Origin of the sequence: Kitasatospora sp. MAP5-34, from assembly GCF_029894335.1 — a bacterium.
Classification (GTDB): Bacteria; Actinomycetota; Actinomycetes; order Streptomycetales; family Streptomycetaceae; genus Kitasatospora.
Genome location: NZ_JARXZC010000043.1, coordinates 1 through 26736 on the forward strand (window position 1 = coordinate 1; position 26736 = coordinate 26736).

24 protein-coding genes and 1 riboswitch are annotated in these 26736 nt (G+C 70.5%); of the genes, 15 read left to right on the plus strand and 9 right to left on the minus strand.

The window, feature by feature from the left end; all coding sequences use genetic code 11:
• Nucleotides 1–106: 106 nt before the first annotated feature.
• The 7 genes from P3T29_RS27485 to gcvT form a co-directional block, all read right to left on the minus strand.
• Entirely contained in the window at nucleotides 107–325 is a 219-nt protein-coding gene (locus tag P3T29_RS27485) for a hypothetical protein (protein ID WP_280719350.1), read from the minus strand.
• Between the two features lie 715 nt (nucleotides 326–1040).
• Entirely contained in the window at nucleotides 1041–1499 is a 459-nt protein-coding gene (locus tag P3T29_RS27490; protein ID WP_280719351.1) for a type II toxin-antitoxin system VapC family toxin, read from the minus strand.
• On the minus strand, nucleotides 1489–1758 hold the full coding sequence (locus tag P3T29_RS27495; protein WP_280719352.1) for a type II toxin-antitoxin system prevent-host-death family antitoxin: 270 nt from the start codon (nucleotides 1756–1758) through the stop codon (nucleotides 1489–1491). The genes P3T29_RS27490 and P3T29_RS27495 overlap by 11 nt, the downstream gene beginning before the upstream one ends.
• A gap of 298 nt (nucleotides 1759–2056) precedes the next feature.
• Entirely contained in the window at nucleotides 2057–3439 is a 1383-nt protein-coding gene (locus tag P3T29_RS27500; RefSeq protein WP_280719353.1) for an L-serine ammonia-lyase, read from the minus strand.
• Between the two features lie 184 nt (nucleotides 3440–3623).
• Entirely contained in the window at nucleotides 3624–4892 is a 1269-nt protein-coding gene (glyA, locus tag P3T29_RS27505) for a serine hydroxymethyltransferase (RefSeq protein ID WP_280719354.1), read from the minus strand.
• A 138-nt stretch (nucleotides 4893–5030) separates the two neighbouring features.
• Complete coding sequence (gene gcvH / locus P3T29_RS27510) at nucleotides 5031–5408, minus strand: glycine cleavage system protein GcvH (RefSeq protein ID WP_280719355.1); 378 nt, start codon at nucleotides 5406–5408, stop codon at nucleotides 5031–5033.
• A gap of 81 nt (nucleotides 5409–5489) precedes the next feature.
• Nucleotides 5490–6608, minus strand: a complete 1119-nt coding sequence (gcvT, locus tag P3T29_RS27515) for a glycine cleavage system aminomethyltransferase GcvT (protein WP_280719356.1) — start codon at nucleotides 6606–6608, stop codon at nucleotides 5490–5492.
• Between the two features lie 149 nt (nucleotides 6609–6757).
• Nucleotides 6758–6860, minus strand: a riboswitch (glycine riboswitch).
• A 228-nt stretch (nucleotides 6861–7088) separates the two neighbouring features.
• On the opposite strand from gcvT, the gene P3T29_RS27520 reads away from it, so the two are divergent.
• The 14 genes from P3T29_RS27520 (at nucleotide 7089) to P3T29_RS27585 (ending at nucleotide 24863) form a co-directional block, all read left to right on the plus strand.
• Nucleotides 7089–7886 (plus strand): enhanced serine sensitivity protein SseB, encoded by a 798-nt coding sequence (locus tag P3T29_RS27520; RefSeq protein WP_280719357.1) that lies wholly within the window; start codon nucleotides 7089–7091, stop codon nucleotides 7884–7886.
• 133 nt (nucleotides 7887–8019) lie between these two features.
• Nucleotides 8020–8820, plus strand: a complete 801-nt coding sequence (locus tag P3T29_RS27525; RefSeq protein WP_280719358.1) for an enhanced serine sensitivity protein SseB C-terminal domain-containing protein — start codon at nucleotides 8020–8022, stop codon at nucleotides 8818–8820.
• 576 nt (nucleotides 8821–9396) lie between these two features.
• Entirely contained in the window at nucleotides 9397–10392 is a 996-nt protein-coding gene (locus P3T29_RS27530) for an ABC transporter permease (protein ID WP_280719359.1), read from the plus strand.
• Between the two features lie 120 nt (nucleotides 10393–10512).
• On the plus strand, nucleotides 10513–12276 hold the full coding sequence (locus tag P3T29_RS27535) for an ABC transporter substrate-binding protein (RefSeq protein WP_280719360.1): 1764 nt from the start codon (nucleotides 10513–10515) through the stop codon (nucleotides 12274–12276).
• A 118-nt stretch (nucleotides 12277–12394) separates the two neighbouring features.
• The gene (locus P3T29_RS27540; RefSeq protein ID WP_280719361.1) at nucleotides 12395–13393 is read left to right on the plus strand and encodes an ABC transporter permease; all 999 of its coding nucleotides are present in this window, start codon (nucleotides 12395–12397) and stop codon (nucleotides 13391–13393) included.
• A complete protein-coding gene (locus tag P3T29_RS27545) occupies nucleotides 13390–14478 on the plus strand; it encodes an ABC transporter ATP-binding protein (protein ID WP_280719362.1) in 1089 nt (362 codons plus the stop codon). Before P3T29_RS27540 ends, P3T29_RS27545 begins: the two co-directional genes overlap by 4 nt.
• Nucleotides 14479–14521: 43 nt before the next feature.
• Complete coding sequence (locus P3T29_RS27550) at nucleotides 14522–15571, plus strand: dipeptide ABC transporter ATP-binding protein (protein WP_280719363.1); 1050 nt, start codon at nucleotides 14522–14524, stop codon at nucleotides 15569–15571.
• A gap of 143 nt (nucleotides 15572–15714) precedes the next feature.
• Nucleotides 15715–16566, plus strand: coding sequence for a methyltransferase domain-containing protein (locus P3T29_RS27555; protein ID WP_280719364.1), 852 nt, complete (start codon nucleotides 15715–15717; stop codon nucleotides 16564–16566).
• Between the two features lie 83 nt (nucleotides 16567–16649).
• Nucleotides 16650–17849: an undecaprenyldiphospho-muramoylpentapeptide beta-N-acetylglucosaminyltransferase gene (murG, locus tag P3T29_RS27560; protein ID WP_280719365.1), complete on the plus strand. Its 1200-nt coding sequence runs from the start codon at nucleotides 16650–16652 to the stop codon at nucleotides 17847–17849.
• 51 nt (nucleotides 17850–17900) lie between these two features.
• Nucleotides 17901–18668: an SMI1/KNR4 family protein gene (locus P3T29_RS27565; protein ID WP_280719366.1), complete on the plus strand. Its 768-nt coding sequence runs from the start codon at nucleotides 17901–17903 to the stop codon at nucleotides 18666–18668.
• Between the two features lie 136 nt (nucleotides 18669–18804).
• Nucleotides 18805–19119 carry a DUF1778 domain-containing protein gene (locus P3T29_RS27570; RefSeq protein WP_280719367.1) on the plus strand — a complete coding sequence of 105 codons (315 nt, stop codon included), beginning with the start codon at nucleotides 18805–18807 and terminating at the stop codon, nucleotides 19117–19119.
• A complete protein-coding gene (locus P3T29_RS27575; RefSeq protein ID WP_280719368.1) occupies nucleotides 19116–19619 on the plus strand; it encodes a GNAT family N-acetyltransferase in 504 nt (167 codons plus the stop codon). Before P3T29_RS27570 ends, P3T29_RS27575 begins: the two co-directional genes overlap by 4 nt.
• 415 nt (nucleotides 19620–20034) lie before the next feature.
• Nucleotides 20035–24426: a LamG domain-containing protein gene (locus P3T29_RS27580; protein WP_280719369.1), complete on the plus strand. Its 4392-nt coding sequence runs from the start codon at nucleotides 20035–20037 to the stop codon at nucleotides 24424–24426.
• Nucleotides 24423–24863, plus strand: a complete 441-nt coding sequence (locus P3T29_RS27585) for a DUF4279 domain-containing protein (protein ID WP_280719370.1) — start codon at nucleotides 24423–24425, stop codon at nucleotides 24861–24863. The genes P3T29_RS27580 and P3T29_RS27585 overlap by 4 nt, the downstream gene beginning before the upstream one ends.
• A 154-nt stretch (nucleotides 24864–25017) precedes the next feature.
• Here P3T29_RS27585 and P3T29_RS27590 read toward each other — a convergent pair whose 3' ends face one another.
• Nucleotides 25018–25188, minus strand: coding sequence for a hypothetical protein (locus P3T29_RS27590; protein WP_280719371.1), 171 nt, complete (start codon nucleotides 25186–25188; stop codon nucleotides 25018–25020).
• An 82-nt stretch (nucleotides 25189–25270) separates the two neighbouring features.
• Here P3T29_RS27590 and P3T29_RS27595 point away from each other — a divergent pair, with 82 nt between their 5' ends.
• On the plus strand, nucleotides 25271–25930 hold the full coding sequence (locus tag P3T29_RS27595) for a trimeric intracellular cation channel family protein (protein ID WP_280719372.1): 660 nt from the start codon (nucleotides 25271–25273) through the stop codon (nucleotides 25928–25930).
• Here P3T29_RS27595 and P3T29_RS27600 read toward each other — a convergent pair.
• Nucleotides 25866–26687 (minus strand): IclR family transcriptional regulator, encoded by an 822-nt coding sequence (locus P3T29_RS27600; protein ID WP_280719373.1) that lies wholly within the window; start codon nucleotides 26685–26687, stop codon nucleotides 25866–25868. The two genes, P3T29_RS27595 and P3T29_RS27600, sit on opposite strands and share 65 nt — an antisense overlap.
• Nucleotides 26688–26736: the final 49 nt, after the last annotated feature.

A 26736-nucleotide genomic window follows, 5' to 3' on the forward strand; every position in this document is an offset into this window, starting at 1 on the left:
CGCTCCGCATGCTCATCCGACGCTCGACAAGCCGCTACCGCTGGGACGGCCGGCCCACCACCCGACGCCTCAAGTGATCCATTTGCCGGTCGGTCTTACTTACTTCTTAGCGGCGACTCATCATCACCCACGTCACGGGGCTGGTGAGGCCAACAGCGGCGGCGGCAGTTACCGGCCAGCCGATCTGGTTGTGCAACGTCGCCGTGGTCAGGAGGCCGTGGAGGCCGACGATCAAGTCCCGCCAGGTCACCGGCTGGTCGACTCGAAATGCGGGAGGCTTCTTGCGTTGTGACATGATGGTGCCGTTCCCTTCAGTCCGCTTCATGGGAGATGCGAGGGAAACGCGGGCCACCCTGGCAGGGGTGGCCCGCACTCGCATTGGCATCTTAAGGCCCCTCAGATGCCCTCTCTAAATCGCCACGGACTCAAATGAACTGCACACGAATCGCAGCAGGTCACGGGGTCTATCATTGCGCCGACTGACACAAACCTGCACTGGTGTCAGTTTCCCGGGAAACTACCCCTCGGGTGTCAGTTCTCCGGACTATTGGCCAAAATGGTATAAATTAATAATTGAACTCTCCGGATTGGCCTTCCGATTTATCCCTTCCGTTTAACCCTCCGGTTTATCGCTCCCGGTTAACCCTCTGATTTAGTCCTGTGACCAAAAGGGATATCAGTGGGCGGAGATTATCGCTGCGGTTAGCGAGTACGCACGGTTCGCACCGCGTGTCTGGTGCTGCCCCGGGTTAGATCGGTGAGGGTGCGCTTGTCCAGGCTGTGGGGTCGTTGGGGTAGAGGCCGTACGCGTAGTCGAGAGCTTCTTCTGGGGATCCGGGCGCGGTGCAGGTGGTGCTGGACGATGAGGTGCGTGCGAAACCGGAACACACCGCCTCCTGGGCTCTGGCCGAGGAGTGATCGGCATGGTCACCCTCGGCGAGCCGGTCACGGAAGTCCGTCACTGTGGTGGAAGCCGGTGCCGTCCAACTCCATGGCCATGGCTGCTTGAAGTCGATTCCCAAGATCCCCGGCAGAGCCGCTCAATGCTCGTGGAGCACCTTGGGGCGGGTCACGGGCACCACGGTGAGCAAGGTTTCGAGTCCCTTGAAGTCATCGGGGTTGGTCGTGAACAAGGGGAGACCCTCCGCCATGGCGATTGCGGCGATCATGAGGTCGGCCACTCGCCGTCGCGGTTTGCGGCCTGCACCGATCACCGCTGCGCAGATGCGGCCGTAGATGCGCGCTGCCTCCGCATCGAAGGGGATGGGGTCGAATTCGCTCTCGGCGCGCTGGAGTACGTCGAGCCGGCGGGCACGTTCGTCGTACTCGTCGTAGTCGTCCTGCTCCTCGTTCCTGCGCACTTCGTGCGGCCCGGCGGAGAGTTCGGCCAGGGTGATCGCACTGATCGCCATCTGGGCGGGAAGCTCTGCAGGATCCACCCACTTGCGCAGGATCATGACGTTGGTATCGAGCAGGCCCTGCGCGTACTCAGCGGGCATACGGGTCGTCCAGTTCCTGATCGGCCGTGGCGTTCTGGTCGGCGCGGAACGCGTCGAGCGCGATGTCGGGAGCGGTACGTGACATTGCCGCGAATTCCTCGCGCGGGACGAAGCGCCTGCGCCGCCGGATCGGAATCAGCTCGCCAATCTGGTGTCCGTCCCGGGTGACGGTGAAAGACTGGCCAGCCTCGACGGCGTTCATGATCTCGCGGGATCTGCTGCGCAGGTCTCGCTGAGTGATCTCCGGCTGCACTGTCATGGCACCAGCGTAAGCGGATGTGCCACAAGGTGCTACAGGGTGCCACAGGGCGGTATATCGGTACGCCTCGCCCGCGCTTCGCTCAGGCGGCCGGGGCCCGACCGCCGTGCGGAGCGCCCGGGGTGGAGAGCCGTCCTCGCTGCCTCACCGTCAAGGTCGCCAGGGGTACGACAGATCCCCTGGTCAGCGAGGTGCTCACCAGGGGATCGGCAGGGACTTTCGGGGACCTCTCGCACTGCGACAGGAGAGGCCCCGACAGCACCGAAAGGCGCGAGGCCCCAGCTCAGGGCCTACGCCGTCAGCACTCGATGACGTTGACCGCCAGCCCGCCGCGCGAGGTCTCCTTGTACTTGACCTTCATGTCGGCGCCCGTCTCCTTCATGGTCTTGATGGCCTTGTCGAGGGAGACGTGGTGGCGGCCGTCGCCCCGGAGGGCCATCCGGGCGGCGGTGATGGCCTTGACGGAGGCCATGCCGTTGCGCTCGATGCAGGGGATCTGGACCAGGCCGCCGACCGGGTCGCAGGTGAGGCCGAGGTTGTGCTCGATGCCGATCTCGGCGGCGTTCTCGACCTGCTCGGGGGAGCCGCCGAGCACCTCGGCGAGGCCACCGGCGGCCATCGAGCAGGCGGAGCCGACCTCGCCCTGGCAGCCGACCTCGGCGCCGGAGATGGAGGCGTTCTCCTTGAAGAGCATGCCGATCGCGCCGGCCGCCAGCATGAAGCGGACGATGCCGTCGTCGTCGGCGCCCGGGATGAAGTTCAGGAAGTAGTGCAGGACGGCTGGGATGATGCCCGCCGCGCCGTTGGTGGGGGCGGTGACGACGCGCTGGCCGGAGGCGTTCTCCTCGTTGACGGCCATCGCGTAGAGGGTGACCCACTCCATCGCGTTGGCCGGCCCGATGCCCTCGGCGCGCAGTGCCCGCGCGCCGGAGGCGGCGCGGCGGCGGACCTTCAGGCCGCCCGGCAGGATGCCCTCGCGGGACATGCCGGCCGCGACGCACTCCTGCATGACCTTCCAGATCTCCAGCAGCCCGGCCCGGATCTCGGCCTCGGTGCGCCAGGCCTTCTCGTTCTCCAGCATCAGGCCGGAGATGGAGAGGCCGGTCTCGCGGGTGAGGCGGAGCAGTTCCTCGCCGGTGCGGAAGGGGTAGCGCAGGACGGTGTCGTCGGGCTTGACCCGGTCCGCGCCGATCGCGTCCTCGTCGACCACGAAGCCGCCGCCGACGGAGTAGTACGTCTTCTCCAGGACGGGCACGCCGTTGCTGTCGTACGCGAAGAGCGTCATGCCGTTGGCGTGGTAGGGCAGCGAGCGGCGGCGGTGCAGGATCAGCTGGGTGTCGGTGTCGAAGGCGATCTCGTGGGCGTCGCCGAGGTCGTGGCCGAGCAGCCGCAGGCGCTTCGCCGACTTGATCCGCTCCACGTCCGCGTCGGCCTGGTTCACGTCCACCGTGCGGGGGGAGTAGCCCTCGAGGCCCAGCATGACGGCCTTCGGGGTGCCGTGGCCGTGACCGGTGGCGCCGAGCGAGCCGAACAGCTCGGCGCGGACGGCGGTGGTCTGGGTCAGCAACCCCTCGGACTTCAGCCGTCGGGCGAACATCCGGGCCGCCCGCATCGGGCCGACGGTGTGGGAGCTGGACGGCCCGATGCCGATGGAGAAGAGGTCGAACACGCTGAGGGCCACGGGGGACGTCCTTGTCAGGTCTCGTGGTAAGCCGTAAAGGCTGAAGAGCAGAAAAGCGGGAGTGCAGAACTGCGTGGCAACGGCATGGCACGGGGCACCGCATCCACGTTCCAGTGTGCGCGGTGCCCCGGGGTTTCGGAAGGCGCAGCGGGGGTGCTGCTGCGCCTTCCGATTGAAGAGCTGGTTACAGGTTCGGGTACAGCGGGTACTTCGCGGCCAGCGCGGAGACGCGGGCGCTCAGGACGGCCGTCTTCGCATCGTCGAAGCCCGGGAGCAGGGTCTCGGCGATGATCTCGGCGACCTCGCGGAAGTCGTCGGCCTGGAAGCCGCGGGTGGCCAGCGCCGGGGTGCCGATCCGCAGGCCGGAGGTGACCATCGGCGGGCGCGGGTCGTTCGGGACGGCGTTGCGGTTGACCGTGATGCCGACCGCGTGCAGGCGGTCCTCGGCCTGCTGGCCGTCCAGCTCGCTGTTGCGCAGGTCGACCAGGACGAGGTGCACGTCGGTGCCGCCGGAGAGGACGGAGACGCCCGCCTCGGTCGCGTCGGCCTTCAGCAGGCGCTCGGCGAGGATCTTGGCGCCCTCGAGGGTGCGCTGCTGGCGCTCCTTGAACTCCTCCGAGGCGGCGACCTTGAACGAGACCGCCTTGGCGGCGATCACGTGCTCCAGCGGGCCACCCTGCTGGCCGGGGAAGACAGCGGAGTTGATCTTCTTGGCCCACTCGGCCTTGGAGAGGATCACGCCACCGCGCGGGCCGCCCAGGGTCTTGTGGGTGGTGGTGGTGACCACGTCCGCGTACGGCACGGGCGAGGGGTGCAGACCCGCCGCGACCAGGCCGGCGAAGTGCGCCATGTCGACCATCAGCAGGGCGCCGACCTCGTCCGCGATGCGGCGGAACTCGGGGAAGTCCAGCTGGCGCGGGTAGGCGGACCAGCCGGCGATGATCAGCTTCGGCTGGTGCTCCTTGGCGAGGCGCTCGACCTCGGCCATGTCGACCAGGCCGGTCTTGTCGTCCACGTGGTACGCGGCCACGTTGTAGAGCTTGCCCGAGAAGTTGATCTTCATGCCGTGGGTCAGGTGGCCACCGTGCGCCAGGCTCAGGCCCAGGATGGTGTCGCCCGGCTGGATCAGCGCGAACATCGCGGCCGCGTTCGCCTGCGCGCCGGAGTGCGGCTGCACGTTGGCGTGCTCGGCGCCGAACAGCTCCTTGATCCGGTCGATCGCGATCTGCTCGACCACGTCGACGTGCTCACAGCCGCCGTAGTAGCGCTTGCCGGGGTAGCCCTCGGCGTACTTGTTGGTCAGCACCGAGCCCTGGGCCTCCATGACCGCCACCGGGGCGAAGTTCTCGGAGGCGATCATCTCGAGGGTGGTCTGCTGGCGGTGCAGCTCGGCGTCGACCGCTGCGGCGATCTCGGGGTCGAGCGCGTGCAGGGACTGGTTCAGAACCGTCATGGTGGGTCTTCCCGTCATGGGGCTTCGAGCCGCGCAGCACGACCGAGAAGGGGCGGTGGCCGGCCGGCGGGGAAGGCAGTGGACCAAGGAGGAAGGGCGGCCGCCGCGCTGCGGCCGCCCCGTCACAACAGAGTTGGGTCAGCCGCCGATGAAGGCGGTGTACTCGGCAGCGTCGAGCAGGCCGTCCTGGGTGGACTCGACCTTGACCTTGAACAGCCAGGCGTTCCCGAAGGGCTCGGCGTTGACGAGCGCCGGGTCGTCCACGACGTCCTGGTTGATCGCGACGACCTCGCCGGTGGCGGGGGAGTACAGGTCGCTGACCGACTTGGTGGACTCGAGCTCGCCACAGGTCTCACCGGCGGTGACGGTGTCGCCGACCTCGGGGAGCTGGACGTAGACGATGTCACCGAGGGCGTCGGCGGCGTGGGCGGTGATGCCGATGGTCGACACACCCTCCTCGGCGGCCGTCAGCCACTCGTGCTCCTTGCTGTACTGCAGGTTCGTGGGGTTGCTCATGGCGTCATTCTCCAGGATCGCAAGAGGGTAGGGCGAAGCCGTCCGCTGAACGGACCGGACATGAGGGGGAGGTACAGCTGCTCAGCGGGCGCGCTTGTAGAACGGCAGCGCGACGACCTCGACCGGCTCGTGCTTGCCACGGACGTCCACGGCGACCGCCGTACCGGGGGCGGCGTGCGCCGCATCCACGTACGCGATGGCGATCGGCTTGCCCAGGGTGGGCGAGGGGGCGCCGGAGGTGATCCGCCCGATCGGGGTGCCGTCCGTGCTGACGACGTCGTACTCGGCGCGCGGGACGCGCTTGCCCTCGGAGACCAGGCCGACCAGCTTGCGCGGGGGGTTGGACTCGGCCTCGGCGGCGGCCGCCTCGAGCGCCTTGCGGCCGACGAAGTCACCGTTGTTGGTGGTCTTGTCGAAGCGGACGACCCGGCCGAGGCCCGCGTCGAACGGGGTCAGGTCGGTGTTCAGCTCGTGCCCGTACAGCGGCATGCCGGCCTCCAGGCGCAGCGTGTCGCGGCAGGACAGGCCGCACGGGACGAGGCCGACGGGGGCGCCCGCCTCGGTCAGCGCGTTCCAGATGTGCTCGGCGTCGGCGGGGGCGCAGAAGATCTCGAAGCCGTCCTCGCCGGTGTAACCGGTGCGGGCCAGCTCGACGTTCTTGCCGGCCACCACGGCGGGCAGGATCGCGTAGTACTTCAGGCCAGGCAGGTCGGCGTCGGTCTGCGAGGCCAGGATGCCGTTCGCCTCCGGGCCCTGGACGGCGAGCAGCGCGTACGCGTCGCGGTCGTCGCGGACGACGGCGTCGAAGCCGGCCGCGCGCTCGGTCAGCGCGTCGAGGACGATCTGCGCGTTGGAGGCGTTGGCGACGACCATGAACTCGGTCTCACCGGTGCGGTAGACGATCAGGTCGTCCAGGATGCCGCCGTCCTCGCGGCAGATCATCGTGTAGCGGGCGCGCAGCTCGCCGAGTGCGGAGATGAAGCCGACCAGCGCGTGGTCCAGCAACTCGCCGGCCTGCGGGCCGGTCACGGTGATCTCGCCCATGTGCGAGAGGTCGAAGAGACCGGCCTTGGTACGGACGGCGAGGTGCTCCTCGCGCTCACTGCCGTAGCGCAGCGGCATGTCCCAGCCCGCGAAGTCGGTCATGGTGGCGCCGAGCGAGCGGTGCAGCGCGTCGAGCGCGGTGAGGCGAGGGGACATGGTGACGGGACTCCTTGGCTGCTTAAGGGCATGCTGGGGTGGAGTCTCCCCGTCTGTCGTCACAACCTGAGAGCTTCACCGCCAACAAGAATGGCGGCTTGCACCGTGGGTGGGCGCACGGCGCGGCCGTGTCCACTTTCCAGATGTGCCTCGCCCACGCGGTAGGGGTGCCTGAGAGATTCTGGGGAGGACTTGCTCCTTCGGCGCCGGCTGTCCCCCGAGGGGCACTCCGGACTCTCCCGCGCGGGTTCGAACGGCCGATATGAAGTTATGAGCTTCGGGCGCGCCCATCATGGCATGCCGCGCGGCCGGACGGGAGAGGGGCCCGGCCCGTCCCTGTCATCTCCCGGCCGAGCTCCCCTCGCGGTACCGCGCCGAGCTCCCCTCGAGGTACCCCGGTGACCGCTACCCTCTTTCCTGGGAAGGCTTCCCTTGAACGCTTCCCGGAAGCGACAGTACGAGGGGCGGTAGCAGAGGCCGATGGATTACCCGGCGGGCGCGACACAGTCATGGGCCGAGCCGGGTGCGGCTCCGCAGGGCGGCGGCTGGCCCGCCAACGAGTTGGAGCAGGTACTGACGGCCGCGCTCGGTGATCCGGGCGCGACGCCCAGGGTGATCGAGGTGCTGGCCCGCAGCCAGGTGTGGATCCCGCTGCCCGCCGGCGCGGACCCGCAGGGCCAGTCGCTGGACCTGCCGACGATCGAGCTGGCCGGTTCGCCGTACGTACCGGTGTTCTCCTCGCAGGAGCAGTTCCTGCAGCACGCCCCCGGCGTGCCGTTCGCCATCGCGCCGGCCTGGGAGTTCGCCCGGGGGCTGCCGCTCGGCGTCGGCATCGCGGTCAACCCGGAGGCGCCGGTGGGTATCCCGGTGCCGCCCGAGGGGGTCGGTGAGCTGCGGCGCGGCCCGCAGGAGGCGCGCTGGGAGCAGCAACAGCAGCAGGCGGACGGCGGCCGGGTCGCGCTGCGGGAGCCGGAGCCGCACGAGGAGCCGTACGCCTTCCTGGCCGCCGCGATCACCGAGATGTCCCAGCTGCCGGGCGTGTTGACGGCCCGTCGGGCGCTGGCGAGCGTGGAGGGGGAGGCGCCGGCGCTCTTCGTCGGGATCCAGTTGGACCCGGCCTGGGCCGCCGACCCCGGCCAGGTGAACGAGGCGCTGGGCCGCGCACTGGGAACCGCCCCGCCGCCCTGGGGCGTCCACCTGGTGCTGCTCGACCTGGTCGCGGACCCGGTGGTGGAGTGGCTGCTCACCCGGGTGCGCCCGTTCTACGCGAGGGCGTGACGCGCTCGGCGGCCTGTGCCGGTAGCGGGGCGGCGGCAGGACGGCTGTCGGCCCGGCCCCTTAGGCTGCCCCCCGACAGCGGAGACGGCCGGGCGGACCCGGCCCGGCGGGGACGACGGAGAGAGAGCTCGACGTGAGCGCGGGAGCGGCAGGCGGCGGCGCGCTGGAGCGCGCCATGCGTGAGGTCGCGCCGGAGCGCTACGACGCGTACGAGAACCTGCTCCGCACCCTCGCCGAGGGCCAGGTCTGGATGCTGCTCTGGCACGGCAACCCGGGCAGCCCGGACGCCCAGTACGGGAACATGGACCTGGCCGGGCACGGTTACGCCCCCGCCGTCACCTCGCCCGCGCAGCTCGCCGCCAGCGGCTGGGCGCGCGCCCACGAGGTGATCACCGGCCCGGAGATCGCGGCCGCGCTCTACCGCACCCGCTGGGGCCTCTGGCTCGATCCGCACGTCCCCGGCGGCGGTGTCGGCATCCCGTGGGCCGATCTGAGACGGGTGGCGGGCGGGTTGGACCGGCTGCCGGCCGGGCCGCTCCGGCTGAGCGAGCCGCAGGTGGCGGCCCCCGCGTTCTACGGCCTGCTGGAGCAGCAGGCCGCCGAGGTCCGGCCGGTCCGGGCACTCCGCCGGGCCTGGGTGCGGCCCGCGCTCGGCGAGCCGTACCTGGCGATCGGCCTCGATCTCTACGACACCTCCCCATCCGCCGTCGAGGCGGTCCGGGCGCTGGTGCAGCGGGCGGTCGCGCACGCGCCCGAGGGGCTCGCGGTCTCCACCGTGGTGCTGGCCGACGACTACGATCCGGTCGCGCTGTGGATGCGCGCGCACGCCCGGCCGTTCTACGACCGCGAGGCCCGGCCCGGCCCGCTGCAGGTGGCGGCCCCGCCCGCGTACGGGTGGACCCAGCAGCCCTGGTCCGGGTACCCGGCGCGCTGAACTACGTTCGTATGCAACCAGGTTGACTGTGCGTTACGTCGTGCGCGGGTCTTGACAGCATTGTCACACGTAGGTGAAGAGCGTTATGCGTCAAGATCACCGGTGTATGTCGGCAGATCACAGTTGGGCATCCTTCGGCTGCCAGGTCTGGCGTAAGTCCGTCCGGATGACGGAGAGTCTGCGCAGTGCAGTGCGCGGATCCGGCCCCACAAGGGCGAACGCGCATGAACTGGACGCATGATCACCGCGCGATGTGCACCTCCGCGCGGAAGCACCTCGGTGCGCCCCGCTCCGCCTGCAAGTGCTCCACCTTCAGCACCTTTTCGTAGCTCTCTGTACCTCCCGCACCCGTCGACGCGCCCCCACAAAGCGCGGCGGTCCGGTGCGTACCCCTGACAACGATCTCGCACCGCCGCACAGCCATACCGGCAACGGCACCACCGCACCGACGCACCGCACCGCACCAGTACGCGACAACCGGACCGTCCTCGGCTCCGGGTCCTGATCGGGCCCGGCGCATCGTGTACGGCTTGGACCGTGGGCCGGCCACCGTCGGCGAGGGGAACGAACTGACTCATGATCACACCGACCGAGACCACCGGCACCGCCGCCGAGGCGCAGCCTGACCCGACGCCCGCCGTCGCGCCGAAGAAGATCGAAGGCCGGTCACCCGGCCGGATCGCCTGGGACCGCCTCAAGAGAGACAAGGTCGCCCTCGGGGGCGGCATCGTGGTGATCCTGCTGATCCTCGCAGCGATCTTCGCCCCCGTGCTGACCTCGCTCTTCGGTCACCCGGTCGACCAGCCGCACCCGGACCAGATCAACCCGGACCTCGGGCTGCCCAAGGGCGCGTTCGGCGGCATCAGCAGCAACTACCTGCTCGGTGTCGACCCGACCTTCGGCCGCGACGTCTTCAGCCGCATCGTCTACGGCGCCCAGATCTCCCTGACCGTGGCCTTCCTGGCCGCCGGCGTCTCGGTGGTCATCGGCGTCCTGATGGGCGTCACGGCCGGCTACTTCGGTGGCTGGGTGGACGCGGTGATCAGCCGGGTGATGGACGTGCTGCTGGCCTTCCCGCAGCTGCTGTTCAGCATCGCCCTGGTCTCCGTGATGCCCGACTCGCTGCTCGGACTGAGCGGCAGCGGCGTCCGGATGGGCATCCTCGTCATGGTCATCGGCTTCTTCGGCTGGCCCTACATCGGACGTATCGTCCGAGGCCAGGCCATGTCGATGCGAGAGCGCGAGTTCGTCGACGCCGCGCGCAGCCTCGGCGCGGGCAGTGTCCACATCCTGCTGCGTGAGCTGCTCCCCAACCTGGTGGCGCCGATCCTGGTCTACACGACCCTGATCATCCCCACCAACATCCTGAGCGAAGCGGCTCTCAGCTTCCTCGGCGCCGGCGTCAAGCCGCCGACTCCCTCCTGGGGTCAGATGCTCTCCGACGCCACGAAGATCTACACGGTGGACCCGACCTACATGGTCGTCCCGGGTATGGCGATCTTCATCACCGTCCTCGCCTTCAACCTCTTCGGCGACGGACTGCGCGACGCGCTCGACCCCAAGGGCAACTGAGCCCGCATCAGCTCCACCTCCGGCCGGTCGCACCCCCCAGCCGGCTCACTCACCTCGGGGGAGTCACCCACCCTCGGCGGACCGCTCAGGCCCGCACACCCTTCAGGAGGATCCGTACCCATGACGCGTAACAGGACGCTCGCAGCCGCCGCTCTGGTGGTTACGCTGGCCCTCACCACCGCCGCGTGCGGCGGCTCGACCAGTGGCGGGGGTGGCGGCACAGACGCCAGCAAGCCGACCTTCAACGGCGCTGTGGACAAGGTGCTGAACCCCTCCGACAAGAAGGGTGGCACGCTCAACCTCTGGACCAGCACGGACGTCGACTCGCTGGACCCGGGCCGCGCGTACTACTCCTCGGTCTGGAACTACGAGCGTTACTACGCCCGCACGCTGCTGGCCTTCGACGGCAAGCCCGGCAAGGACAGCCTGAAGCTCGTTCCGGACCTCGCCACCGCGCAGCCGGTCGTCTCGGCCGACGGCAAGACCTACACCTTCAAGCTGAAGTCCGGCCTGAAGTTCGAGGACGGCTCGGCGATCACCTCGAAGGACATCAAGTACGGCATCGAGCGCATCTTCGCGCAGAACGTCGTCTCCGGTGGTCCGACCTACCTGATCAACGAGCTGGACCAGGGCCAGAACTACAAGGGCCCGTACACCGACCCGGCCCCCGACAAGCTCGGCCTGAAGACGGTCACCACGCCGGACGACAGCACCATCGTCTTCTCGCTGGCGAAGCCCGACTCGTCCTTCCCGTACCTGCTCGCCATGGGCAGCTCGGCGCCCGTGCCGCAGAAGCTGGACACCGGCTCCAAGTACGGTGACCACCCGGTCTCCTCGGGCCCGTACAAGTTCCAGACCATCCAGCCGGGCAAGAGCTACACGCTCGTCCGCAACCCGAACTGGGACCCGAGCACCGACCCGTTCCGCAAGGCGCTGCCGGACCAGGTCGACCTGACGGTGACCACCAACGCCGACGACATGGACGCCCGTCTGCTGGCCGGCACGGCCGACCTCGACTGGAGCCAGACCGGTCTCTCGCAGGCCGCCCAGGCGAAGGTCCTGACGGACCCGACGCTGAAGGCCAACACGGACGACCCGTACAACGGCTTCATCCGCTTCATCTCGATCCAGCCGAAGGTCGCCCCCTTCGACAACATCCACTGCCGCAACGCGATCATGTACGCCGCCGACACCACGGCGCTGCAGACCGCCCGTGGCGGCTCGGTGGCCGGCTCGACCTACGGTTCGATGCTGCCCCCGAACATCCTCGGCTCGGACGGCTACGACCCGTTCGGTCTCACCAAGGGCACGCCCGATGTGACGAAGGCCAAGGCGGAGCTCGCGGCCTGTGGCAAGCCTGACGGCTTCAAGACCACCATCGCCGTCCGTGGCAACAAGGCCAAGGAGGTCAACTCCGCGATCGCCCTGCAGACCGCGCTGAAGGCCATCAACGTCGACGTCGCCATCGACCAGTACGACGGCAAGCTGCTCGCCTCGGTCGTCGGCGCGCCCGACGTCGTGCACAGCAAGGGCTACGGCCTGATCGTCGCCGGCTGGGGCGCCGACTACCCGAACGGCGCCGGCTACATGCAGCCGCTCATGGACAGTCGCTTCATCACCCCGAACGGCAACAGCAACTACCCGGAGACCAGCGACCCCGAGGTCAACACCTGGTTCGACCAGGCTGCTGCCGAGACCGACCCGGTGAAGGCCGCGGCGATCTACACCAAGATCAACCACAAGGTCACCGACATGGCGGTCTGGCTGCCGATCGTCGCCGACAAGGCGCTGAACTACCGCAACCCGCGTCTCACCAACGTCTACGTCACCGATGCCTTCGGCGAGGTTGACTTCCAGGCCCTCGGCGTCTCCGACGGCAAGTGACCTGAACCGCCCGCTTCCGTAGTTCGCTCAGCTAGTCCGAAGGGCAGGTGAGGGCTTCGCCGGGGCCGGTCGGGACTCCTACAGGAGGACCGGCCGGCGCCTGGCGGCGCCGACCGCAATGCTCGTGTATTTCACTCGACGGCTCATAAATGTCGTCGCCATGCTGCTGGTGGTCTCCGCCGTCACCTTCGGCATCTTCTTCATGGTGCCGAAACTGACCGGGAGCGACCCCGCGCTGCTGTACGTCGGCAAGATCGCCGACAAGGTAGCCATCGAGGGCATCCGGCACAAGATGGGCCTCGACAAGTCGATCATCGAGCAGTACTTCCTGTTCCTGAAGGGCTTGTTCGTCGGGCGCGACTACAGCACCGGCGTAGACGTCACCCACTGTTCCGCGCCCTGCTTCGGGTACTCCTTCAAGACCGAGCAGGAGGTCTGGCCCCTCCTGCTCGACCGGCTCGGCGTCACCGCCTCGCTGGCCGCCGGTGCGGCCGTCCTGTGGCTGGTCTTCGGTACCGCGACCGGTGTGGTCTCCGCCCTCAAGCGGCGCACCCTGCTGGACCGCTTCACCATGACCACCGCGCTGGCCGGCGTCTCGCTGCCGATCTACTTCACCGGCATGATCAGCATCGCGATCTTCGTGCACCAGCTCGGCTGGTTCCCGAACAACTACGTCGCGCTGACCACCGACCCGGTCGCCTGGTTCCAGAACCTGGCCCTGCCGTGGATCACGCTCGCCTTCCTGTACGCGGCGACCTACGCCCGGCTCACCCGGGCGACGCTGCTGGAGGTCCTCGGCGAGGACTACATCCGTACCGCCCGGGCCAAGGGCCTCGGCGAGCGGACGGTCATCGGCAAGCACGCCATGCGCTCCACCCTCACCCCGATCCTCACCGTCTTCGGTATGGACCTCGGCGGCCTGATCGGTGGCGCGGTCCTCACCGAGACCACGTACAACTTCCGTGGACTCGGCTACGAGGCGGTCGCGGCGATCAGCTCCAGCGACCTCCCGGTGATCATGGGTGTGACCATGTTCGCCGGATTCTTCATCATCCTGGCAAACCTGCTGGTTGACGTGTTGTACGCCGTTGTCGATCCTCGGGTGAGGCTGGCATGAGCAAGACCCAGAACACCACCTCCGCGCTGACCGCGCCGAGTGCCGAGGCCCCCGAGGGCTTCCTCACCGTGCGCGACCTGCGGTGTCACTTCCCCACCGACGACGGCCTGGTCAAGTCCGTCGACGGGCTCAACTTCTCGCTGGAGAAGGGCAAGACCCTCGGCATCGTGGGTGAGTCCGGCTCCGGCAAGTCCGTCACCTCGCTGTCCATCATGGGCCTGCACCGGATGGGCACCAAGCGTGGCGCCCCCCGGATCAGCGGCGAGGTCTGGCTGGACGGCGAGGAGCTGATCGGCGCCGACCCCGACCGGGTCCGGCAGCTGCGTGGCCAGAAGATGGCGATGATCTTCCAGGACCCGCTGACCGCCATGCACCCGTACTACTCGGTCGGCCAGCAGATCATCGAGGGTTACCGGGCGCACCACCCCGGCGCGAGCAAGAAGGAGGCCCGCACCCGGGCCATCGAGATGCTCGACCGGGTCGGCATCCCGCAGCCCGACAAGCGCGTCGACGGCTACCCGCACGAGTTCTCCGGCGGTATGCGCCAGCGCGCGATGATCGCCATGGCACTGGTCAACGACCCGTCCCTGCTGATCGCCGACGAGCCGACCACCGCCCTGGACGTCACCGTCCAGGCGCAGATCCTGGACCTGATCCGGGACCTGCAGAAGGAGTTCGGCTCGGCCGTCATCATCATCACCCACGACCTGGGCGTCGTCGCCGAACTGGCCGACGACATCCTGGTGATGTACGGCGGCAAGTGCATCGAGAAGGGCCCGGCGGCGACGCTGTTCGAGTCCCCCGAGCACCCCTACACCTGGGGCCTGCTCGGCTCGATGCCGCGCCTCGACCGTGAGCTCCAGGAGCGGCTGATCCCGGTCAAGGGCACCCCGCCCAGCCTGATCAACGTGCCGTCCGGCTGCGCCTTCCACCCGCGCTGCCCGTACGCGGACCTGACCGGGGGCCGGTCGACGAGCGAGGTGCCGGTGCTGGCCGAGGCCAGCCCGAAGCACCACGCCGCCTGCCACATCCCGGCCGCCGACCGGCACCGGATCTTCACCGACGAGATCGCGCCTCGGCTGTGAACCCGGCAGTTGCGAGCCCGTACCACCTTTCAGGAGATACCCCATGACGGACAGTCAGACGGCGACGATCCCCGCGCCCGCACCTGCGTCCGACCGCGAGCCGCTGCTCAAGGTGACCGGCCTGACCAAGCACTTCCCGATCACCAAGGGCCTCTTCGGGCGCAAGACCGGCGCGGTCCGCGCGGTGGACGGGATCGACTTCACCGTGAACGCGGGGGAGACCCTCGGCGTGGTCGGCGAGTCCGGCTGTGGCAAGTCCACGATGGGCCGGCTGGTCACCCGGCTCGCCGAACCCACCGGCGGGACGATCGAGTTCGAGGGCAAGGACATCACCCACCTGGGTGTCTCGGGCATGCGTCCGCTGCGCCGCGACATCCAGATGATCTTCCAGGACCCGTACTCCTCGCTCAACCCCCGGCAGACCGTCGGCACCATCGTCGGTGCGCCGTTCAAGCTGCAGAAGGTCCAGACCGAGCACGGCACCAAGCGCGCCGTCCAGGACCTGCTGGAGCTGTGCGGCCTCAGCCCCGAGCACTACAACCGCTACCCGCACGAGTTCTCCGGCGGCCAGCGCCAGCGCATCGGCATCGCCCGCGCCCTGGCCCTCAAGCCGAAGATGATCGTCGCGGACGAGCCGGTCTCGGCGCTGGACGTCTCCATCCAGGCGCAGGTCGTCAACCTCCTCGACGACCTGCAGAAGGAACTCGGGCTGACGTACCTGATCATCGCGCACGACCTCTCGGTGGTCCGGCACGTCTCGGACCGCGTCGCGGTGATGTACCTGGGCAAGATCGTCGAGATCGCCGACCGGGACTCGCTGTACAAGGCGCCGCTGCACCCGTACACGACCGCCCTGATGTCGGCCGTCCCGACGCCGGACCCGAAGCGCAAGGAGGCGCGCGAGCGCATCCTGCTGACCGGTGACGTCCCGTCGCCGATCAACCCGCCGAGCGGCTGCCGCTTCCGGACCCGCTGCTGGAAGGCTCAGGACATCTGCGCCTCCCAGGAGCCGCCGCTCGAACTCCTGAAGACCGGCCACCAGGTGGCCTGCCACTTCCCGGAGAACATCGGCACGGAGAATGCTGCCAAGTGAGCTGAGACTCAGCTGAACTCGGCTGATTCGAGCCGTACCGAGGCCGGGCCGGACGTCCAAGGACGTCCGGCCCGGCCTCTGGCATAGTGGCGGAGGCACGGCCAGCCGGCGATCCTGTCGGACGGCAGAGGAAAGAGACAGCGATGAGCACGACGGACTTCGCGGAGTTCGAGCGCAGCGGCTGGGCGCGGCGCAGCGGTACGTACGACGGCGGCTTCGGCGCGATGACGGCGGGCCTGCACGAGGCGCTGCTCGACGCGGCGGGGGTGGCCCGGGGCACCCGGCTGCTGGAGGTCGGCTGCGGCAGCGGGCGGCTGGCCGCCGCGGCGCTGGCCCGGAGGGCCGAGGTGGTCGCCACCGACGGGGTGCGGGAGATGGTGGCGGTCGCGGCGCGGGCGCTGCCCGGTGCGCGGGTGCTGCACGCGGAGCTGCCCGGACTGCCCTTCGCCGACGGTGAGTTCGACGCGGCGGTGGGGGCGTTCGTGATCAACCACGTGCCGGACCCGGCCGCCGCCGTCCGCGAGCTGGCCCAGGTGGTCCGGCCGGGCGGCCGGGTGGTGCTCTCCTGCTGGGACACCCTCGCCCGCAACCGCGCCCAGGGCGTCTTCTTCGACGCGGTCGCCGCCGCCGGTGCCACCCCGCCGGCCGACCTGCCCGGCACCTCGCCCTTCGCCCGCCACGCGACGCCGTCCGACTTCGCCGCCCTGCTCGCGGAGGCCGGACTGACCGACGTCCGGGTGGAGCAGGTCGGCTGGACGCACCGGGTGGACCCGGGGCAGTGGTGGCGGGACGTCCTGGCGGGGACGGTCCTTACCTCCTCGCTGATCGAGGGGCAGGACGCCGGGACGGTCGCCCGGATCCGGGCCGCGTACGACGGCCTGGTGGCGGCGTACGCGGCGGGCGACGGCTCTGTCGCGCTCCCGGTCGCGGCCCTGCTCGCGGTGGGCACCCGTGCCGCCGACGGTGAGATGACGGGACGGCAGCAGGGCTCGTGAGCGGGTGAGTCGGCTACTTTGCCCTGCTATCGTCCCCGGGCGGGGCAGGTGGAGTCCCGAGTATCCGGATTGGGAGATCCTCTGTGAACAGCGACGCCTTCGAACAGTTCCCGGCTGCTTCCGGGCGGCCGTTCCGCCTGGTCGTGACGGGTGGCGGGACCGGCGGTCACACGTACCCCGCGCTGACCGCCGTGCGTACTCTGCAGGCCCGGCTCGCCACCGTGGGGCGGACGTTGGACGTCCTGTGGGTGGGCACCGCCGACGGGCTGGAGGCGCGGATCGCGCCCGCCGAGGGCATCAAGTTCATGGCGGTCGCGACCGGCAAGGTCCGCCGTTCCAGCAACCCGCTGAAGCTGGTCTCCCCGGCCAACGTGAAGGACATGGGCCGGGTGCCGCTGGGCGCCGCCCAGGCCCGGTCGATCATCGCGGACTTCCACCCCGACGTGGTGCTGGCCACCGGCGGCTACGTCGCCGTCCCGGTCGGTCTGGCGGCGAGGGCGTGCCGCCGGCCGCTGGTGGTGCACGAGCAGACGGTCCGCCTCGGCCTGGCGAACAAGGTGCTGGCCCGGGCCGCGACCCGGGTCGCGGTCTCCTCCCCGTCGACCCTGCCGCTGCTGCCGGAGTCGGCCCGCCGGACGGCGGTCGTCACCGGCAACCCGGTGCGGCCCGAGGTGCTGAACGGCCACCCCGCCAAGGCCGTTCAGGCATTGGGCCTGTACGGGTTCAACTCCGCCCTGCCCACCATCTACGTCACCGGCGGCGCCCAGGGGTCGATGCAGATCAACACGGTCGTCCGCGACATCCTGCCGTGGCTGCTGACCCGGGCCAACATCATCCACCAGTGCGGCCCGGCGAACCTCGACAACCTGCGGCAGAACGTCGCGACACTCCCCGGCGAACTCGCGGCCCGGTACCTGCTCACCGACTTCGTCGGCCCCGAACTGCCCGACGTCCTCGCCCTGGCGGACCTGGTCATCTCCCGCAGCGGCGCGGGCACCATCGCGGAACTCACCGCCCTCGGCAAGGCCGCCGTCCTCATCCCGCTCGCCAGCTCGGCCGGCAACGAACAGGCCCACAACGCCGCCCACCTGCAGGAGGCCGGCGCTGCGACCGCCCTGCTCGGCGAGGTGACCGCAGACGCCCTGGGGGAGGCCGTGGCACCCCTGCTCGCGGACCCGGCCCGCCGCGCCGAGATGGCCCACCGGGCCCGGTCGCAGGGCCGCCCGGACGCGGCCGAGCAGCTGGTCGACGTCCTCCTGTCCGTCGTCGAGGACCAGGCGTAGGCCGGTCCTTTCCTGCCTGCTTCGGTGTGACCCTGTGTCAGACTCGCAGCCGTGTCCCCCGACCTGGCCCTCCTCCGGGCGCTGATCCACCGATCGCCGGCCATCGCCACCCGGCCCGGGCGCGGTGCGCCGGACGTGTGGATCCGCGCGGCCGAGTCGGCCGTGGGCCCGCTCGCGCCGTCGTACCGGTGGTGGCTGGCCGAGTACAACGACGGCGAACTCGACGGCGTGCCGCTCGCGACTCTCGCCGCACCCGGCGAGCGCGGTGCCGACGACCTCACCGCTCGGTGGCGCCTCGACGGGGATCGGCTCTGCTTCCACGCCGACCCGGACGCCGGCGACACCTACCACTTCGCGCTCGACCGTCCGGCGGAGCCGGGTACGGGCGGGGAGTACGTGGTGATCCGGCGTGACCGCCGGAGCGGCGCGGAGGAAGCGGTGGCGGACTCGTTCGCGGGTTTCCTGACCGTACGCGTGGCCCGGACCACCGAGCTCGGCGACGGCCCCACCCCGGCGCTGGCCCGGCTCTGGCGGTCGACGCCCGGCGTGTGCCTCCCCAACGGCGTGGTGATCTACGGCCCGCAGGACCTCCTCGAACGCAACGAGACCTACGAGGTACGCGAGTACCAGCCCGACTGGGTGCTCATCGGTGACGACAGCGGCGGACACGGCCTGTTCATGCGGCGCGACGGCGGTGCGGGGGCAGCTGTGTACAGCCTCGACCTCGGCGCGGGCGACCACGACATCGACAGCCCCGGCGTGGGCGAGTGGCTCACCGACGACCTCCCGGCCTGGCTGGCGGGCATGGCCGCCGGGTAGGCCCGCCGAGCGGGCCTGACGGGCCGGCCCTCTCATTGGGCGAGGAGCAGCGCGGCAAGGTGCGCGAAGGGGTGGGCGCTGACCGGGGGCGCGTTTTCTTCTGGCTCTGTACGGACACCCGTAGTACGGTGCATTTATGGACACTGCCGCCTCCTCCACCCCCGAGACCGCCGGACGCCGGCCGAAGGAACGCCGATTCGAGATGCGCCTGACCGATGAGGATGACGCCCTCATCACCGAGGCCGCCAGCCTCGCAGGGATCACCAAGTCGGAACTCGGCACCGCCGCCCTCCGTGCCTACGCCCGCGATGTCATCGCCGACTACCGGGCTACCGCCGTCTCCGCCGAAGAGTTCTCAGCCCTGCTGGCCGCCCTCGACCAGCCCGCCGAACCGAACGAGCGCCTGCGCCGGGCCGCCAGGACGTGGCAGGAACAGGTGGACCAGCGGTGACCCGCATCAGCGAGCTGATCGACGTCCCGCTTACCGGCGCGGACGGCTTCGATTCGGGCATTCCCGTCCTGGACGACTGGCTCCGTGATGCCTCCGCGACGATGGTGCGGGCCAACCTGGGCCGGACGTTCGTCTGGCGGGACGCCACTGGGAAGGTGGTCGCCTACTATCACCTCACCCCGCATGAGGTCTGCCAGGAGGGAATCCCCAGCCGGGACCGGTTCTCCGCGAAGCACCGCCCCGTCCCCGGGTTCCTGCTCGCCAAGCTGGCCCTCGACAAGACCCTTCACGGGCAGCGCCTGGGCTCGGCGTTGCTGTACGACGCGCTGACCCGTGTGGCCACCGCCGCCGAGCAGGTCGGTGGCCGTCTGGTGGTCGTGGACGCCATCAACGACCACGCTGCCGGCTTCTACCGCGCCCACGGCTTCAAGGATGTGCGCGCCGATCATCCGGACCGGCCGCAGCGGCTGTTCCGCCCCATCGCCGACCTACTCGGCTGAGAGCCTGCTCCACGGCCCCGTCCTCCAAAGGCGGGGCTTCGTGCTGCCGTGGGCAAGTCAAAGAACGAGGGCAGGGCCCAGCGCCGAAGCCCCAGGCCTTGCCGTGCCCTTGGTCCCAGCAGGCTGGGGAAGTGGAGAGCATGCGCCCGGCCTGCTGACGCGGCACCCGCGCGACCCGACCCACCCGCCGATCGGCGGGGTGGGCTACCCGCCGGTAGGCGGGTGTCGTGTGGTCCCTGGGGCGTGTGAGGATGTGCTCGCCTTCGGGGGGTGGCTTCGCTGATCGCACTCAATCATCGCCGGAATCTCATGTTCCGTGCCGTGCGGGCGTTAACAACTGATGGTCCGTCATCTCCGTGGTGCCCGGCCGCCTCCTCCTGGAGCGCAGTTCACCCCTCCAGGAAATGGCGACGGAATGTACAGGAAAGTCCCCATACGTGCGGGTTGGGCGCGGCGCGCCCTCGCCCGGGCGTTGACGGTCACCGCGCTGGCGACGGCCACCTCGATGGTGGTGTCGGTGGCGCACGCCGTCCCGGCGAAGGCCGCGCCGCGCGTGGCGGACCCGGTGCCGGGTTACGCCGTCAATGGCGAGTTGGCGCACTACGACTTCGAGTGGAGCGAGCCGGACTCCTCGCCGAACCTCATCGACGGCGGCCCGAGGGCCATTCACCACAACGGCGTCTACGCGGGGCCGCGTACCGACAATGAGTCGATCTGGGGCAACCCGGCCGCCGGTGGCCGGACGCTCCGGCTGAACGGCGTCGACAACTACATGACCGTGCCGGTCACCCTGCCGACGGACCAGTCGTTCTCGGTCTCGGCCTGGGTGCAGCTGTCCAAGACCGGGCAGTCCTCCACGGTGGTGTCCGAGGACAGCAGCCGGGTCTCCGGCTTCTACCTGAAGGTGAATGCGGACGGCAAGCCGGTGTTCGCCATGCTGCACGGCGACGACGAGAAGGCCGCCTGGGACACGGCGGCCGGCTCGACCGCCGTCGCCGTCGCCACCCCCACCAACTACGACTGGACGCATCTGACGGGCGTCTTCGACGCGGCGGCCGGTCAGGTCAAGCTGTACGTGAACGGCAACCTGGCCGCCACCGCGCCGCACACGGCGACCTGGCAGGCCACCGGTCAGGTGCAGGTCGGCCGGGACATCTGGGCCGGCCAGCCGGGCAGTTACTTCCCGGGCCGGATGGACGAGGTCCGGATCTGGCAGCGGGCGCTGCCGGATCTCGACGCCGCCGGGGTCGCGATCCCGGCCGACGTCACCCGCGCGGACCGGTGCCAGGCGGGCAGTTGGCTGCACGCCGGCGGACCGAGGGTCAAGGCCGCAGCCACCCAGAGCCTGAACGGCACCGGCGCGGACGTGCGCCGGGCGGTGACCTGGTGGGGCAACGGCACGCTCGGCGACGCCAGGATGCAGGATCAGGACGACCAGCGGACGGCCAACCAGGCCCAGGCGGCCGGCCAGACGGGCTGGTCGAACACCACCAAGTCCTTCGCCGTCGCGCCGGACTACCAGTCGTTCTACACGGCCCCGGACTACGGCAAGCCGATGCGCGACTTCCTGCTGGACAGCGGCGACAAGAACTTCAACCCGCCGCCACCGCCCAAGCCGACCCAGGCGGTGCTGGACCAGGCGCTCGCCATCATGAAGCAGCGCAAGGCCGAAACCGCGAACCAGCCCTGGGGCGGGGTCTACGGCTTCTTCTCGTCCGAGGACTCGCTGAAGGCGATGTCCTCGTACCAGATCGCCCGTTGGATCCGGCTCGGCGGTTTCCCGTCGGTGGCTCCGGTGAAGGACTCGGCCGAGTTCCGGATGGAGGTCGAGGACCTCAAGATCCAGTGGGCGGGCTGCGACACCGCAGACCCGGCCGACCCGTTCCACGTGTTCGGTGACGTGGTCGCCACCGCGAACGCCGAGTGGCAGGCCGAGCAGGACGCGCAGGCCAAGCAGCGCGCCGACATCGCGGCCGCCGACCTCCAGGCGACCAAGGACGTCCGGACGGCCTCGGCCGCGATGGTCGAGGCGCAGGGGCAGGCGTACATCGTCAGCCGGATGCTGCTCTTCCAGAAGTACTGGCAGGGCAGGCCGAAGAGCGACATCCTCTACCCGAAGCCGGCCGACTTCGCCCAGGCCGCCACCAACCTCACCAACGCCAAGAAGGCGGTCGCGGTCCAGCTGACGATCGCGAAGAACGCCGCCGCATCGGCCAAGTCCCAGGCGGACAAGGCCACTACGGCCCAGGCCGACGCCGGTAAGATCGCCGCCGCGAACGGCACCCCGTACGGGCGCGGTCTGACCTACGCCCGGCAGTCCGCGCAGGTGGTCAAGGCTTCGGCCGCCGCCGCGCAGTCCTCGGCGAGCGCCACCGCCGCGACCCTGGCGGCGGTCTCGGCCACCCAGGCCGACAGCGCCGCTCTCTACGCCCTCGGCGACACCCAGTCCCACGCCGCCAAGGCCGAGTTCCAGCGGGCCGCCGCCCAGGAGGCCGCCGACCAGGCCCACGCCGCAGCCGTGGCCGCCGCCGCCCAGGCCGACCAGGCCGGGCAGGCCGCAGCCCGGGCCGCCGCCGACAAGGTGAAGGCCCAGCAGGCGGAGCAGACCGCCAGGTCCGCCGCCGCCGACGCGGACAAGCAGCGCGGCATCGCCGACCAGGAGCGTGCCAACGCCGCGACCGCCAGGGCTACGGCGGACTCGGAGCGGGCCAAGGCGGTCCAGGCGGAAGCCACCGCGAAGGACCAGCAGGCTGCGGCCGCAACCGCCTTGGGCGCAGCTCAGACCGCCGGACAGACCGCTGCGGACAAGGATGCCGCAGCAAGCGCCGCCGAGGGACGAGCCGCCGACGCGAGGGATGCCGCCGTCGCGGCCGAGGCCAACCGCGACGCGACGCTCTCCAGGCAGAAGGCCAGCGAGGCGATCGCCGCAGCGGCCGAGGGCACCACCGACGCGCAGGAGACCAGGCAGGCGGCGAACGACGCGGCGACAGCGGCCGGTCAGGCCGGCACTGCGGCCACCGACGCGCGGGCCGCCGCGAACGACGCGGGCACGGCCGCCGTCTCCGCTCGCACGGCCGCCACTCAGGCGGACGGCGCGGCCGCCCGGGCCAACGCCGCCGCCACGAGCGCCCAGGCGGACGCGGCGGTCACCGCTGCGGCAGCCGCGACCTCGCACGCTGCCGCCGCCGACGCCATCGCGGCGTCGGAGCAGGCCGCGACGAACGTCAAGAACGCGAACGATCAGGTCCAGAAGGCCGGAGCAGCCACGGCTCAGGCTCTGGTCGCGTCGAAGGCGGCGCGCGCCGAGGCCGACCAGGCGGGCATCGACAGCGCCCGTACGGCAGGTCAGGCCTTCGCTGCCGCAGAGGCCGCCACGGCGGCGCGTGACGCGGCGTCGTCCGCGATCGCCTCCGGCAACGACGCCATCTCGCTGGGCACGCCGTTCCGGGAGAGCGACTCCTCCGCCGGGCTGGCCGTCCTGGTCGGCCAGACCAGCAAGACGCTGGCCCAGTCCCAGGCCGACACCGCCAAGGCCCGGGCCGACGAGGCGGCCAAGGCCGCCAAGGACGCGGCCGCCGCAGCTGCGAAGGCCGACGCCGCAGCGAAGGCGGCGGCCCAGGCCTACGCCGCCGCCGCTGCGGACACTGCCGCCGCCACGGTCTCGCTGCAGAAGGCCCGCGACTTCGCGGCCCAGGCCGCGAGTGACGCCCAGGCGACGAAGACCGCCGACGCCAACACCACCGGGTACGACCTGCGGGCCCAGTCCGACGCGTTCTACGCGACCCTCGCTGCGCGGGACGCCTCGGCCGACGCGACAGCCGCCCGCAGTTCGGCCACCGACGCGGAGCAGAGCGCAGCCGGCGCCCACCAGGCCGCCGACAGCGCCGCCGCCAGCGCCGGCACCGCCCGTGCCACCGCCACCACGGCGGGGCAGGACGCCACTGCCGCCGAAGCGGCGGCGGCCACCGCGCAGGGCGACGCCACCCAGGCCAACCAGGCCGCGACGGCCGCCGAGGAGCAGGCGCGCAAGGACGAGCAGGCCGCCCGTGAAGCGGCGATGGCGTCCGGCGGCACCGGCGTCACGGGCGGCGCGGGGGCGGATCTCACGGCCGGCGACGAGCAGGTCCTGCTGGCCCAGTGCGGGCAGACCTGCGTCGACCAGTACCGTCAGGCCCGTGCGGACGCGAGCAAGGACGTCCTCGACTGGGTGAAGGAGAACGGCGGCCAGATCCTGCTGGACGTTCTCGGGATCACCGACGCCAAGAAGTGCTTCACCCAGGGCGATGTCGAGAGCTGCCTGTGGACGGTCGTCAACGTCGGCAGCCTGGTCGTTCTCGTCGGCAAGGGTCCGGCCCTCACCAAGGCGATCATCCGGATCAGCACGGGGATCGCCAAGTTCTTCGAGGAGTCCGAGGCCGCGGTGCGGATCCTCAACCAGCTCCGCAAGATCGTCGAGCGGGCCAAGGACGTCCCCGCGTGCGCGGTGGGAGCCGCCGGTGCGATGACTGCGCACGCCGCGCACCCGGGCCTGTCGGCGCGGGCGTCCGGCCCGGTGTGCTCGTGGATCGCCGGTGCGATTCCGGTTGCCACGGATATCGCGCGGGGCTCCCTCAAGATCATCAGGGAGAAGCAGTTGGAGAAGGCCATGGCCAAGATCGGAGAGGACATCCACGACTTCAAGGCGGAGTACGTCGGAGCCAAGCTGGTCGCGAGGTTCGACTGTGCCTACGATGCGCTCAACCGAGTCATCCTCATCAGCAAGGACGGCAAGACCCTGATCCCGACCGCGCTGAGGTATGTCCCGTGAGCGCCTTCCGCATGTACCTCAGGATCGTCAGCACCACGCTGTCCCCCGAGGACATCACCACCCGGCTCGGCACACAGCCGGACGAGGCGTACGCGATGGGCAGCCGGCGTCGGCCGGAGCTGCCCGAGCGCGGCCACACGTCCTGGATGCGCCGGGCGACGGTGCCGGAGCCCGGTGCCAGGCCCGAGGACCTCGAGCCGGTCGTGCTGAGCTGGGGGCGGGCTTTCGCCGACGCCGTCGGCGCCCTGGCCGACAGTGGTGACGCCGACGTCTCCTTGGTGCTCGTCCAGTCGATCAGGGACCTCGGCAGCCCCGCCGAGAAGGGGATCCCGCTCGGAGCCGAGCTGATCGCCTGGCTCGGCGCGGCGCGGGCGGGCCTCGACATCGATCAGTACGTCTTCCACGACTGCGAACCGGAGTCGGACGGCCCGGTGTAACGCCGACTGGGACCGGAGCCCGGTCATCGACGCGCTCGACGCGTCGATGACCGGGCTCTCCGCTGTGCTGCCGGGCCACGTGCGGTCCGCTCGTCAGTGTGTCCGTCCCACGTGTTTCTTACCGCTGAGGTATTCCCACGACCAGCTCACCCGCTTACCTCGGCGTCGCGGTGTTGAAGATCGCCCGGGACTCGTTGACCGCGTCCATCCATGTTGGCGACCGCACTTCCAGGGTCTGGGCCAGGCGCTCGACCTCGCGCAGGCGGCCGGCGGTCCCCAGATTCCGCGCGATCTCCGCATGCGCTGCGCAGGTCGTGAGGAACACCTGAAGCGTGCCGATCGAGCTGTCCTCAACGTGACGGCCGGGCGGTGCCTCCGACGGGTGACCGTCGGGAGAGACTGGGCCGGTGACCTCGCAGATCTTCTCGCCCGGGCTCCAGCAGACGCTGGATCTGATCGGCATTTTCGTCTTCGCCCTGTCCGGCGGCCTGATGGCCGTGCGCAAGAACATGGACATCTTCGGCATCTGTGTGCTGGCGGAGGTGACCGCGCTCGGGGGCGGGGTGATGCGGGATCTGGTGATCGGTGCCACGCCGGTGGCGGCGTTCACCAACCTGGGGTACTTCGTGACGCCGCTGGCGGCGGGGCTGGTGGTGTTCTTCCTGCACCCGGAGGTGGAGCGGATCAACCGGGCGGTGCAGACGCTGGACGCCATGGGTCTCGGGCTGTTCTGCGTCACCGGCACGGTCAAGGCGCACGACTACGGGCTCGCCTTCGTGCCCTCGGTGGCGCTCGGGATCCTCACGGCGGCCGGTGGCGGCGTGATCCGCGACGTGCTCGCGCTGGAGAGCCCGGCGCTGCTGCGCTGGGACCGGGAGATCTACGCGGTGCCCGCCCTGGTCGGCGCCACGGCGGTGGCCGTGCTGCTCGCGATCGGCCACCTGGACGCCTGGACGGCGACGGCCGCCGCGCTCTCCGCCTTCGTGATGCGGATGCTCGCGCTCAAGTACGGCTGGCGCGCACCGCGTGCTTGGCACCGCAACGGTTCTCGCACCAGCGAGGAGTAGGCGACCCGCCGTACGCCAGCGAGACCGCCTCGACGGTGCAGAGCAGCTCCGGCAGCAGCCGGCTGAGCTCGGCGATCGGGGTGAGCAGCACCGGCGCGGAGATCGAGCAGGCCGCGATGGCGGTGCCGTCCGTCCCGACGATCGGCGCGGCGATGCAGTTGACGCTCTCCTGGTACTCGGCCTGGTCGGCCGCCCAGCCCTGCCGCCGGACGGCGGTCAGCTCGGTGCGGAACTGCTCGGCGGAGCGGATGCTGTGCCTGGTCCGGGCCGGGAAGTCCTGGCCGGTCAGAAAGGTGGTCAGCTGATCCTCCGGCAGGTCGGCGAGCAGCACCTTGCCGACGGCGGTGGCGACCGCCGGGACGCGCCGCCCGATCCGGCCGACCGGATCGGGCCAGGAACCGGGCCGGTCGGGGTAGCGGCCGTCGACGCGGTCCAGGTAGAGCACCTCGCCCTCCTCCAGCACCGCGAGCTGCACGGTGTGCCCGTACCGCTCGTTCAGCGAGGCCAGGTAGGGCGCGGCGACCTGCCGTACGTCGATGCCCTCCAACGCCTGCTGGGCGAGCGAGAAGAGCCGGCCGCCGAGGCGGTAGCGGTGGTCGGACCGGCGGTCCACCAGACCGTGCTCCTGCAGCGTGCGCAGCAGCCGCAGGGCGGTGGACTTGTGCACACCCACCCGGGCGGCGGCCTGTTCGAGGGAGGCGGGCCCCTCGCCGAGGGAGGTCAGAATCGTCAGTGCCCGGTCGACCGACTGCGACATCCGCGCCCACCCCATCCACGCCCCGCTGGTGAGGCAGGACGCTAACGGC